This window comes from Bacteroides mucinivorans, assembly GCF_034654355.2.
GTDB lineage: Bacteria > Bacteroidota > Bacteroidia > Bacteroidales > Bacteroidaceae > Bacteroides > Bacteroides nordii.
The window spans coordinates 3,750,017-3,763,062 of sequence record NZ_CP178179.1 but is presented as its reverse complement, the minus strand read 5'-3'; the positions used below and the strand labels follow the sequence as shown (position 1 = coordinate 3,763,062).

The window sequence follows — 13,046 nt, the reverse complement described above, 5'->3', positions numbered from 1 at the left end:
AGAATATAAACCAGAAAATTTACAAATATGAAAAATATATATAGTTCTATTGCAAAGATAATAGCAGTCAATACTTTATTGTTTGCTATGGTTGGATGTGATGATTTCCTGGATGTAACTCCTCCATCTACTATATCTCCCGAGAAATATTTATGGGAAGAATCGCATCTTGCTGCATATACGATTAAATACTATACAAATCTGGATAGCTATACAGGTAATCCTGCTGATTCTCCTTATTGGAGTGATATATGTACGGACAATGCCGTAGGACGTAATGGGGATAACAAATTTATGCCGGGACAGATTAAAGTCGGTTCAACAGGAGGTTCATGGAGTTTCACAGATATCAGACCTTTGAATTTTTATTTGGAGACGGTTGTTCCTCGTTATGAGAAAGGAGAGTTGAAAGGAGATCCGACCAATGTTAAGCATTATATAGGTGAGGGATATTTTTTAAGAGCTTATGAATATTTTAAAAAGTTGAAAGCTTTAGGAGATTTTCCTATAATAACGACTACTTTGCCGGATGATTTGGAAACATTGACAGAAGCTTCCAAACGTAGACCACGTAATGAAGTAGCCAGGTTTATTCTGAGCGATTTGGATAAGGCGATTGATATGATGAAGAATACAGCTCCGCAAGGAGGTCGTACACGTTTGAATAAAAATGCGGCTCTGATAATGAAATCCAGAGTAGCACTATTTGAAGGTACTTGGCTGAAACATCATAAAGGAACGGCACATGTGCCTCTGGGACCTAATTGGCCCGGTAGCCAAAAAGAGTATTTGAAAGATTATCAATACCCAAGTGGCAGTATTGATGCGGAAATAGATTTTTTTCTGGAAGCAGCGATGGATGCAGCTCAACAAGTAGCTGATAAAGTAACATTGACTGTCAACAATAAGACAATCAGAGAGTCTGCTTCTCAAGCTGTTAATCCTTACTATGATTTATTTGCAAGTAAAAATCCTGCAGCATATCCGGAAGCTGTAATGTACCGGACTTATTCCATTGATTTGGCAACTCCGGTGAAACATGGATACAATGGTGGAGTTTATTATGGTTATTCAGTAGGATATACCCAGCAGTTTGCCGATGTCTTTTTAATGGAGAATGGTCTTCCGTACTATGCTACTGGCAGTAATTATAAAGGCGACGACTACATAGCCGATACTAAAGTAAATCGTGACTGGCGTTGGCGTTTGTTTATGAAGGCTCCGGGAGAGGTACGTGTATTGGAGAATATGTTGGTTGAACATGATGAGTTTCCAAGTCCTGCCGAGATTTATAGTAAAGATTATACGAAATCTACAACGACCGGTTATCTGTTGGGAAAAGGACAATCTCACGATTTCAATATGGTGTCCAGTGATATAACAGCTTTCGTTGTATTCCGTGCTGTTGAGGCTTATTTGAACTATATGGAAGCCTGTTACGAGAAGACTGGAAGGATTGATGCTAAAGCGGAGAAATATTGGAAAGATATTCGTAGACGTGCGGGAGTTGATGTGAATTATCAGAATACCATTGACCATACTAATATGGATATTGAAGCTCAGAATGATTGGGGAGCTTATTCCCATGGAGTTCTTGTGGATAAGACATTGTATAATATTCGTCGGGAGAGGCGTTGTGAATTTATAGGAGAAGGACGTCGTTATGAAGATTTAATCCGTTGGAGAGCATTAGACCAATTAAATCAGAACCCTTGTCTTCTGAAAGGTTGTAAAGTATGGGGACCGATGCAATCGCTATATACATCAAAACAATTATTGCATGATCAGGCTGCTGATAGTAAGAATATTATGTCGTCTCCAAGTTTGAGTGATTACTTAATACCATTGTCTGTTACTAAAACCAATAATTTATTCTTTGACGGTTTACGTTATTGTAGTGCTCATTATCTGGATCCGATTGCAAGAAAGCACTTCTTGTTGACATCACCGGATTCTCAAACGGCAGCAAACTCGGTTATTTATCAAAACCCGGGATGGTCTTTAGAGGCCGGAGAAGGGCCGTTAGACCTGTAATCTCTTTTTTTAAATTAAGATAGGGCATCAGGCCCTATCTTATCTGATTTTATTTGCCAAACGGGAGGATACCTGTTATTGGTATCCCCCAATATATCCATATTTGAAGATGAATTACTTAAAACGAATATTAATATTTCTATTTGTTGGATTGAGTTGTATAACCCTGAATGCAAAAAAAAGTGATCCTAAGACGATATTGGTTGTCTCGGGGTGGCAGGATGTGAATATAGGTGATATTGCTCATACTCCGGGACTACTACATATATTGGAAACCTATCTCCCGGACGCAAATATCATTGTTTGGGAAAAGAATGTTGGTAAAGAGGTGGAAGAATTCTTATATAAAAACTTTCCTAAAATAAGGATTGTACATGGGACTGTTGATAAGAATGCACAAGTGGATGCTCTGGAAGTTCTTAAAGCATTTCAAATGGCAGATTTAATGATACATAGTTCGGGACCTTATGTTGTGGGGCAGTATCATTTGGAAGCCTGGGTGAAATATACGAATGGAAAACCTTTTGGCATTTTTGGAACAACTATTCCCAAGGTAGATAACCGTTTAAAGAATCTTTTGGAACAGGCTGATTTTATTTATACCCGTGAGACGGCTTCCATAGATGTATTAAAGCAGGCGGGTATCACAGGTACTCATATCGGGTTTGTACCGGATGCTACATTTTTCTTTAATCTGCATGATAAGAAAAAAGGAAATGCTTTTTTGAAAGCAAATGGTCTGGAAAAGGGCAAATTTATCTGTGCCGTACCACGTTTACGCCGTACACCTTATTACCGGATAAAAAACAGGCATCTGTGGAGTGAAGCCAAAATATGCGAAGTGGAAGCATATAATAATAAATATAAAGAAGAAGATCATTCAAAATTGAGAGAAGCCATTATCAGTTGGGTACGTGAGACGAAAAATAAAGTGTTGGTTTGCCCTGAAATGACTTATCAGGTTGATTTTATGGATGAATTGCTGATTGATTCTCTACCTGCTGATGTAAAACCATATGTTGTGAAAAGAGGATATTGGTTACCGGATGAGGCTGCTTCTGTCTATGCTGCATCTTTTGCGGTATTAAGTTTTGAATGTCATTCTCCTATAATAGCGGCTGCCAACGGGATACCCTTCTTTTATTTAAGGCAACCGGATGATACCATTAAAGGACAAATGTATTATGATTTAGGATATTCGGATTGGATATTTGAAATAGAAGAGACAACCGGAACTCAAATAGCCAATCGATTGACTGAAATAGAAATCCATTATCCCGATGCAAAAAGAAAAGTTATAACCAGCCAGCAAGAGATCTCGGATATATATAAGAAAGCATGTGTACCGATTAGCAATCTATTGTATCAGTGAATAATAACACAAAACACATCTATATATAATTGGTAATTTGAAGAATAAAAAATAAGGGGAATGAAAAGACGGGAATTTTTAAATATTGGTTTGTTGACTTTGGGCGGTGTATTGGTTGGGAGGAATTTTGCTTTTGCCGATGTACTTACTGAAACTCAGGAAGTGTTTCGGAAAGCCGATCCTGCGTCATCATATGATATGATCATAAATGGAGCAGGTTTATGTGGCTTTTTTATTGCTTTGGAAGCTGTAAAAAAAGGGTTGAAAGTATTAATTGTAGATAAACGTACTTCTCCGGGATTTGATATTGCAGCCAAAAGAAAACTTTGGTTATCAGTTGAAGGGCTTGAAGAGTGGGATAAGAGTCTGCTTGATCTTTTTTTTCCGACAGATGAACAGGAAGAGAGTTTGAATAATACTTTGGAATCTCCGCGTAAGAGTCGTTCCGGAAACGAACTTCTTTTGTTTGCCGGTAGTATAAAGAAGGGTATGCTTCGCTCTTTATTAGTTAACCAGGTGGATGTGTTGTTAATGAATGATGTCTGTGGTATATTAACGAATGACAGGAGTGAGACTTCCGGAGTGGTGGTTGCTTCCAAACATGGAGTTTTTTCTATTCCATGCAGGAGTTTTGTTGATGCTACTGATGGGGTTTTGTTTACCCGGGAATTATTTGCTCAGAAATACCAGATAAGTGAGGCCGGATTTGTTCTCGAAATGGATTCTGTTCACAAAAACTCACTTGGCAAACTACATTTATCAGGGCTTAATCTGCTAAATGATACTGTAAGTGTACATGCAGGTAAAAAGGACAAAGATCAATATTTCGTAGAATATCGGTTTGCTACGGAAGATAATGATTTAAGTCATATTGAACAACGGGCCCGCCTACTCTCGGCAATGGTAAGTAAGCAAATCCGGGAAGCGGACCCGGCTTTTTCTAAAGCACGGACGCGATATGCCGCATTAGAATGTTCTTTAAATATTGAAGGGGAAATAGATTCTCGAAAGATAGGGATAAAGAACTACTACTATATGGAAAATTCATCAGAATTTTATACCTGTAAGACAGTTTGTGATATAAAGGAACAGGCAAAATCTTTGGTAGGAAAAATAGAGCAATCACCTGACATGAATTCTGTCTCTCAGGTTTATTATATTGGAGGGAAAGCCGACTGCAATGTAGTATCCGAATGCTATAAAGAAAATGGGTTTATGACTCCGTTATCTCCCTTTCCGATAGATATTCTGAAGTTGGATAAACACAAAACTGCATTATTGGTGGCAGGAGCCGGAACGGCAGGTGCAATGGCTGCTCTTTCAGCCTCTCAAAAACAGATTCAGACAGTTATAGTTGAATATTTTAATGAACTTGGGGGAACCAAAACAGTAGCAGGGGTAAATGGTTATTACAGGGGATATCAGGAACATAAGTTTATAAAAGAGTTAGAGCAAAAAATTAAGACTGTAGCTGCTGATACAAATTTTGTGACAACTTTACCGCGGAGTTATTACTATTTACAATCGCTTTTGGAACATAAATGTAAAGTCATCAATGGTGTCATATTATGTGCGGCAGAAGTTGATAAGACTAAACTTAAAAGCGTAACGGTTTGCCAGAATGGCAGGCTATATAAGATTTTGGCCGAGTTGACTATTGATGCAACAGGCGATGGAGATGTTGCTTATTTTGCAGGAGAAAATTATAGTGTAGGAGATTCACGGATGGGAATTACCCAGAATTATAGTCATTGGGACATTCCTTTTAAACCTAAAATAAAGGATTATAACCGTGATTATGATATTATTAATAACTGTGAGATACTGGAGACTCAACGTGGTTTGTATTTATCTCATTATGAATCTCATTTTTATGATTTTTATCCTATGTTGGCTATCCGTGAGTCGCGTAGAATAAATGCCGTGTACAATCTTAGTACCAGAGATATTATTTCCGATGCATGTTATGAAGATACGATTGCACAGGCAAGGAGTGATTATGATCCTCATTATTTTTCAAGTTCAGAGTCATCACGTTGTGGTTTTATGTTGCCTCATTTTGATAATATGTCCATGGTGAATATTCCTTATAGATCGATTGTACCACGGAAAATTGATGGTTTATTGCTTTCCGGAAAATCAATCGGACAGTCATATAAGGCTTTACAATTTACGCGTATGTCTGCTGATATAACTGTATTGGGATATGTGACTGGCATGCTTGCTGCTCAGATTTTAAAAAAGAAATGTAATGCGCGTGAACTTGATATAACTCCTGTACAAAAAGAATTAATAGCAAGCTCTTATTTACCAGCCGATGCAACAGTTGCCAGAAAAGTCGATTTACAGGATATAGTGGATAAACTGAGTACGGGAGACGAAACGGTTTTATTTAAATGTTGCATGCAGGAAAAAAAACTGATTCTTCCTCTTTTGCAAGCCACTTTCGAAAAGAGACCGGGAGTATTTCTGGCAAAGGCATTGGCATGGTTTGGTGACACGTCGGGAAGTTACTATATTATTGATGAATTGAAGACACTCTATAAACAGGAACAGCAAGAAGGACATGCTTCGAGTTATTTTGAAAAATATGATGATAAGTTACTTTATTGGCAAATTAATAAAGACATAGCTTTGTTGGGAATGATGCCTGCCACAGAGGATGGCAGTAAGACGATAAACTATATACTGGAAGAAACTAAGTCAGGAGGAGAAATGGTTGTATCCGATGATGCTTATACCAAGGGGCGTATCGATTTGCAATTAATCCCATATTATAACCGGATTGTGAATCTGTGTTTCTATCTGGAACGTAACCCGGATGTTAAGTTTATCGAGAATCTCGAGAAGCTGATGGATGATCCTAATATTAGAGGATATAAAACAAGCGAATACAATCAGACACGCTGGCGAATATACGGAGCCAATTTGGAACTTTTATTAGCTGCTGCTGCTATCCGTTGCGGTTCAACGAAAGGAACCGAATGTCTAATTAGCTATTTGGAAGATATCCATTCAAACTTCCGGTACTTTTCAAGAAATGAACTGTGTAATGTTTACGGAAAAGATGGTGGGTATGATAGGGCTGTATGGCGTAAGTTAGTCAAGGATAAAAAGTCGTTCAAGGTATCACCCTTAAAGAAATCAATTGAAGTATAATAGACAAACTAATAAAAACATGAAACGAATTATATGGGTGTTTTTTTTCACCTTGGTGGCTTTTCAGCTTTCGGCAAAGAAATTCTATCATATAGAATCATCGGATAAGATGATCTCTCTGAAAGTGTATATTACTGATAAGGTAGAATATACAGTTTCTCATGGCGAAGATACCGTTTTAGAGAAATCACCTGTGTCTATGTCATTGACAGATGGAACCGTTTTTGGGGTGAATCCTGTTCTTAGGAAAGCCGAGATCAAGACGGTCAAAGAATACATAGACGCTCCGATTTATAAAAAGAAGGTCGTTGCGGATATTTACAATGGATTGCTCCTTAAATTCAAAGGAGATTATGCTCTGGAATTCCGGGTATATGATGATGGAGTAGCTTATCGGTTCATTTCTGAAAAGAAAGTGTCTTTTTGTGTACAAAATGAACAGGCTGTTTTTAATTTTCCGAAACAATCCAGGGCGTATGTGGCTTATGTCAGAGAGAATGGATACCATGCTGATAACAGAGGGAATAAAGGAACTTTTGAGGAGCAGTTTTTTAAGTCATTTGTGAATACGTACTCTTATATGAATTTATCAGACTGGAATCCGAAACGTCTTGCTTTTATGCCTTTATTGGTAGAACTGGGGCATGGAAAGAAGGTTTGCCTGACTGAAGCTGACTTATTGAACTATCCGGGCATGTATCTTAATAATTCAGGAGATTCTGATACTTTGGAAGGCGTTTTTGCTCCTTATCCCCGTACTGTGAAACAAGGGGGAGTTGAGAATATGCAGGAAGTTGTATTGACACGTGAAAACTATATAGCAAAGTGTGAAGGACACACGAATTTTCCGTGGCGTACTCTGATTGTTTCTGCAGAAGATGCTGAATTGGCAAATAGTGATATGGTATATCGTCTTTCAACGCCTAATCAGTTGGGAGATCTTTCTTGGATAAAGCCTGGTAAGGCTGCATGGGAGTGGTGGAATAGTTGTAGTCTTTATGGAGTAGATTTTATTGCTGGTATCAATAATGAAACTTATAAGTATTATATTCAGTTTGCAGCCGATAACAATTTAGAGTATATTGTAATAGATGCCGGATGGTATAAAGGTACTGATATCCTGGATGTGGTAGATGAACTGGACTTGAAAGAACTGGTCGAGTATGGAAGAGAGCGTAATGTCGGTATCGTCCTTTGGACGGGTTCTTACCCGTTTATGCAGGATATTGAAAAAGTCTGTAAGCACTATTCTGAGATTGGAATAAAGGGTTTTAAAATTGATTTTATGGATCGGGATGATCAGTCTATGGTTAATTTTCATTATAGTGCAGCAAAGACTGCCGCAAAATATAACCTTATCATTGATTTTCATGGGACTTATAAACCAACCGGATTGAACCGGACCTGTCCGAATGTATTGACTTTTGAAGCAGTTCAGGGGCTTGAACACATGAAATGGGCGGCTCCCAATGTCGATCAGGTCACTTATGATGTGACTATGCCGTATATACGTATGGTTGCAGGTCCTTTGGATTATACTCAGGGCACAATGCGTAATGCGAGCAAGCAAAATTATCGTCCGGTGAACAGTGAACCTATGAGTCAGGGAACAAGATGTCGGCAGTTAGCTGAGTATGTTATTTTTGAATCTCCTTTCAGTATGCTTTGTGATTCACCTTCTGCTTATATGAAGGAAACGGAATGTACCGATTTTATTGCCGGAATTCCTGTTGTATGGGATACTACTCTCGCTTTGAATGGAGAAATAACGAAGTTTTTGACTCTGGCCCGTAAAAAAGAGAATGTTTGGTATGTCGCATCGATTAATAACTGGGATACACGTAGCATAGAACTGGATTTGAGCTTTTTAGGTGAAGGCAACTTTAAGGCTGAGATATTTCGGGACGGATTAAATGCCGATAAAGTAGCGCGAGACTATAAACGGGAAGTAGTAGATATACCTTCTGAACGAAAGTTGTCGTTTACAATGGCTCCGGGTGGCGGATATATAATGAAAATATTTAAAGATTAGAAAGCCGGATGAGAGGAATTAATATTATTTCTATGTTAATTGGTTTTTGGGGATTTAATATATTTCCCATGTTGGCACAAACACAAGTAAAACCGGAAAGCGTCGATAATCTGATATGCTTCTGGAGTTTTATGGAAGAGAGTGGGACCGAAAGAATTTCTTCCGGACGTTGTCAATATGCCTTACAAGAAGGAACTCCTTTTATAGAAAGAGTAAAAGAGGGTGTTTTTGGTGAATATTCTGCACGGATAAAAGAGGGAGAATGGTTTTATATACCTCGTGCTCAATGTCCTGCATTGAACATTCATGGAAAGGAAGGAGAGGTGACTGTTGTTGCATGGATTAAGCGTGATGTGAAACAATACAGCCAATGTGAAGCGGTTGCCGGAATGTGGGATGAAACCCGGAAAAAGAGACAATATTGTTTGTTTCTGGATTTACGGATATGGGGCAGTAGTCAGCAAGTAGGAGGACATGTGTCCGGAACCGGAGGTGCTACCGAAGGATATAAATATTGTATGGACGCTGCGATTGGTAAAAGTAAGATTCCGTATTCCGAATGGGAGTGTATCGGATTTACTTATGATACGGAACAAGTTAGCGTTTATGTAAACGGATATCTGGATGTACGAAATGAACGTAATCCTTATAAGTATGACTTGGGGTTATTTGACGGAGGTTATCAGGGAAGTGATTTTACGGTTGGTGCAGTCAATCGTTCCGGGGAAATGGGAAACTTTTTTGTGGGACAAATCGGTGGACTGGCTGTATATGACCGTGCTTTGACGAAGGAAGAAATGCGCTATTTATCTTCAAATATAAATAAATAATTATTATGATACGGAAAATTCAATTATTGTTGGTTATCTCTTTTTTTTATGGGTTTAATGTATGGAGTCAAGAGAAGCTTCCTGTTTATCTGGATGATTCAAAGAGTATAGAACAACGGGTAGAAGATGCTTTGTCCCGGATGACTCTGGAAGAAAAAGTGGCTATGATTCATGCGCAGTCTAAATTCAGTACACCCGGTTGTCCGCGTTTGGGTATCCCGGAACTTTGGATGAGTGATGGTCCTCACGGAATAAGAGCAGAAATCAGCTGGGACAGTTGGGGGCATGCCGGTTGGACAAATGATTCTTGTACGGCATTTCCGGCGTTAACTTGTCTGGCGGCAACCTTTAATCCTGCATTATCATTAGAATATGGAAAAGCTATAGGAGAAGAAGCACGGTTTCGGAAAAAAGAAGTATTACTGGGACCAGGTGTGAATATTTACCGAACCCCATTGAATGGACGAAATTTTGAATATATGGGTGAAGATCCATATCTGGCTTCTCAAATGGTGGTTCCTTATATTCATGGAGTGCAACAGAATGGGGTATCAGCTTGTCTGAAACATTTTGCAGCTAATAATCAGGAACTTTGGCGTAAACGTATCAATGTTATAGTCAGTGAAAGAGCTTTGCGTGAAATTTATTTTCCCGCTTTTAAAGCGGGAGTTGAAAAGGGGCATGTATGGTCTGTAATGGGGTCTTATAATAAATATGAGAATCAATATTGTACACACAACGACTGGCTGGTTAATAAGGTATTGAAAGGAGAGTGGGGGTTCGATGGAGTGTTTGTATCCGATTGGGGAAGTACTCATGATACGGATGAGGCAGCATCCAATGGATTGGATATTGAGATGGGAACCCGTACCGATGGGTTGAATTATACGGAGAAAATGGCATATGATAATTATTATCTGGCAAAACCATATCTGGTAAAGTTACGGAATGGAGAGCTACCCATGAAGGACCTTAATGATAAAGTACGGCGTGTCTTAAGATTAAATTTCCGTACCAATATGAATCGTAATCGTGGTTATGGTAGTTTTAGTACTCCTGAACATCGTAATGTAGCACGCCGTATTGCTGAAGAAGGGATTGTTTTATTAAAGAATCAAGCGGATTTCTTTCCGATACCGGTCGGGAAGTATCAAAAGATAGCAGTGATTGGAGATAATGCAGTGCGTTCTTTGACTTTAGGAGGCGGTTCTTCCGAATTAAAAGTAAAAAAAGAAATATCTCCTTTAGAAGGACTTAAGGCACTTTATGGAGATGATAAAATTATTTATTCTGTCGGGTATACTTCCGGACCCAGTAAGTTCCATCCGCATCTGTTACCTCAACAGAAGGCTGATTCGTTAATTCAGGCAGCAGTCAATGTAGCGAAAGATGCAGATATTGTGTTGTTTTTCGGTGGGTTAAACAAGAATCAATATCAAGACTGCGAAGAGGTAGATCGTTTGGATTATAATCTTCCTTATAGACAAGATGATTTGCTAACAGCACTTTTGAATGTCAATAAGAATGTCGGTGTAATAATAATCAGTGGCAATGCGGTAGCCATGCCTTGGGTTAATAAAGTTCCGGCATTGATTCAATCGTGGTATCTTGGTTCGGAAGCCGGTCATGCCATTGCTGATGTGATAGCAGGAAACGTAATTCCAACAGGTAAGTTACCTTTCAGTATACCCGAAAAGCTGGCAGATAACGGCGCTCATTATTATGGGCAAAAGTCTTATCCTGGTGATACACTGAATGTGGTTTATCAGGAAGATATCTTGGTTGGGTATCGCTGGCATGATACTAAAAGAATTCCGGCATTATTCCCATTCGGTTATGGCTTGTCTTATACCACTTTTGAATATGGAAAAGTAACAACCGATAAGAAGGAATATTTTTCAGGTGATACGGTTAGAATTTGTTTTACTTTGACTAATACAGGTAAATCGGAAGGATCAGAAGTTGTTCAGTTGTATGTAGGACAGAATAAGCCTTCTGTTTTACGTCCGGTGAAAGAACTGAAAGCGTTTGATAAAATAAGGCTTCTTCCCGGAGAAAGTAAGGAAGTATCTCTTGCAATACCAGTGAAAGAATTTGCCTATTTCGATGATGTTAAAAAGGTTTGGATTGTGGAACCAGATTACTATACTTTATATTGTGGGGCTTCTTCAAGGGATATCAAGAGTACAGTAAAGGTAAAAGTAAGGCAATGAAATTTCTTGTATGTTTTATCGGGCTGTTGCTTGGATTAGGAAATAAAGCTGATGCGCAGCAATGTGCTTCTGTGGCAGATATAAAAAAAGTGCATGATTTCATTGCGGCTTCATGGAATAAAACGGTCCGTTTCAGCCCTGAAGATACGGGAACCTTGATTGGGTTACCGTATCGTTATACCGTTCCGAGTATGAATGACTCTTTTCAGGAAATGTACTATTGGGATACTTTTTTTACGGGGGAAGGATTGATAGCGGATGGTTATATCGATTTGGCTCAGTCGAATGTAGAGAATATGCTCTATATGGTTGAGCGCTATGGGAAGATGCTGAACGGAAACCGGACTTTTTTTGAAAACCGTTCTCAACCGCCATATCTGAGTAAGATGGTAGAACATATTTATCTGAAGACCCATGATAAAGAATGGCTGAAAAAAGTACTTCCCGGTTTGAAAAAAGAATATTTCTTTTGGATGACGCGACGTCTCACTCCTATTGGATTGAACCGATATTCAAATGAAGCAACCACTTCTGATAAAAAGAGAATCCTTTCTGTTTTGCAAAGGCGTTTGGGTGATGGCTTTCGTGATAAAATAGAACGGATGAGTGATGGAGAACGTCTGGAAGTGGCCTCTCACTATATTGCTGAGTGTGAATCCGGATGGGATTTTAGTCCCCGCTTTCAGACACGTTGTGAACATTTTTGTCCGATAGACTTGAATGCCAACCTTTATGGATATGAAAAGAACTTTGAGTTTTTTGCAAAAGAATTAGGCCTTAAAGAGGAGGCACAGCAATGGTATCAGAAAGCGGAACAACGTAAGGCATTGATACGAAAATATTGTAGGGATGATAATGACGGACTCTATTATGATTATGATTTTCTCAATGAGAAGCGTTCCGATGTTCTTTCGGCTGCCGTATTCAGCCTTTTATTTAATGGAGTTTTGTCCGATGAAGAAGCTCGCCGGATGATTCCTGCGGTATTGTGTCTATTGGAGTTTCGGTATGGTATATCTGCATGTGAGAATAAAGAGTATGGGATTGTTTATCAATGGTCGTATCCTAATGGGTGGGCACCACTGAATTATCTGGCAGTAAATGGGCTCGATCGGTATGGTTACAAAGAAGAAGCACTCCGTATTGCCCGAAAATATCAAATGGCCGTTGTGAATATTTATAAGACAACGGGTAATCTGTGGGAGAAATATAATGTGAATGAAGGTAATGTGAATGTTACAAACGAATATAAGCTACCTGCTATGCTTGGTTGGACCGCCGGAACATTTGTCTGGGTTTCTCAATATTTGGCTTCAGACAAATGATAATCGGGATGATTTGCCCGGATTGATTACAAAAGCCTTTATTGTTTGTAATACATATATAAAGGGAAAAACACTTTAAAG

Annotated in this window: 7 protein-coding genes; all 7 read left to right on the top strand. The window is 38.8% G+C overall.

Translation table 11 applies throughout. From position 1 onward, the window contains the following. Positions 1 to 27 precede the first annotated feature (27 nt). Positions 28 to 2,034: a RagB/SusD family nutrient uptake outer membrane protein gene (locus tag VCM39_RS14550; protein WP_221648857.1), complete on the top strand. Its 2,007-nt coding sequence runs from the start codon at positions 28 to 30 to the stop codon at positions 2,032 to 2,034. Positions 2,035 to 2,143: 109 nt separating this feature from the next. Further along, positions 2,144 to 3,406, top strand: coding sequence for a polysaccharide pyruvyl transferase family protein (locus tag VCM39_RS14545; protein ID WP_322932988.1), 1,263 nt, complete (start codon positions 2,144 to 2,146; stop codon positions 3,404 to 3,406). A 60-nt stretch (positions 3,407 to 3,466) separates the two neighbouring features. Beyond that, positions 3,467 to 6,565 carry an FAD-dependent oxidoreductase gene (locus tag VCM39_RS14540; protein ID WP_322932989.1) on the top strand — a complete coding sequence of 1,033 codons (3,099 nt, stop codon included), beginning with the start codon at positions 3,467 to 3,469 and terminating at the stop codon, positions 6,563 to 6,565. A gap of 19 nt (positions 6,566 to 6,584) precedes the next feature. Continuing rightward, positions 6,585 to 8,597 (top strand): glycoside hydrolase family 97 protein, encoded by a 2,013-nt coding sequence (locus VCM39_RS14535; RefSeq protein WP_221648854.1) that lies wholly within the window; start codon positions 6,585 to 6,587, stop codon positions 8,595 to 8,597. Between the two features lie 8 nt (positions 8,598 to 8,605). After that, complete coding sequence (locus VCM39_RS14530) at positions 8,606 to 9,427, top strand: LamG domain-containing protein (RefSeq protein ID WP_195449802.1); 822 nt, start codon at positions 8,606 to 8,608, stop codon at positions 9,425 to 9,427. 5 nt (positions 9,428 to 9,432) lie between these two features. Then, a complete protein-coding gene (locus VCM39_RS14525; protein WP_322932990.1) occupies positions 9,433 to 11,640 on the top strand; it encodes a glycoside hydrolase family 3 C-terminal domain-containing protein in 2,208 nt (735 codons plus the stop codon). After that, complete coding sequence (locus tag VCM39_RS14520; protein WP_322932991.1) at positions 11,637 to 12,965, top strand: trehalase family glycosidase; 1,329 nt, start codon at positions 11,637 to 11,639, stop codon at positions 12,963 to 12,965. Before VCM39_RS14525 ends, VCM39_RS14520 begins: the two co-directional genes overlap by 4 nt. Positions 12,966 to 13,046: the final 81 nt, after the last annotated feature.

What these genes read in the sequence shown, in the direction of transcription:
- VCM39_RS14550 (WP_221648857.1), top strand. Translation starts at nt 28, where the DNA reads ATGAAAAATATATATAGTTCTATTGCAAAGATAATAGCAGTCAATACT.
- VCM39_RS14540 (WP_322932989.1), top strand. Translation starts at nt 3,467, where the DNA reads ATGAAAAGACGGGAATTTTTAAATATTGGTTTGTTGACTTTGGGCGGT.
- VCM39_RS14525 (WP_322932990.1), top strand. Translation starts at nt 9,433, where the DNA reads ATGATACGGAAAATTCAATTATTGTTGGTTATCTCTTTTTTTTATGGG.
- VCM39_RS14545 (WP_322932988.1), top strand. Translation starts at nt 2,144, where the DNA reads ATGAATTACTTAAAACGAATATTAATATTTCTATTTGTTGGATTGAGT.
- VCM39_RS14530 (WP_195449802.1), top strand. Translation starts at nt 8,606, where the DNA reads ATGAGAGGAATTAATATTATTTCTATGTTAATTGGTTTTTGGGGATTT.
- VCM39_RS14520 (WP_322932991.1), top strand. Translation starts at nt 11,637, where the DNA reads ATGAAATTTCTTGTATGTTTTATCGGGCTGTTGCTTGGATTAGGAAAT.
- VCM39_RS14535 (WP_221648854.1), top strand. Translation starts at nt 6,585, where the DNA reads ATGAAACGAATTATATGGGTGTTTTTTTTCACCTTGGTGGCTTTTCAG.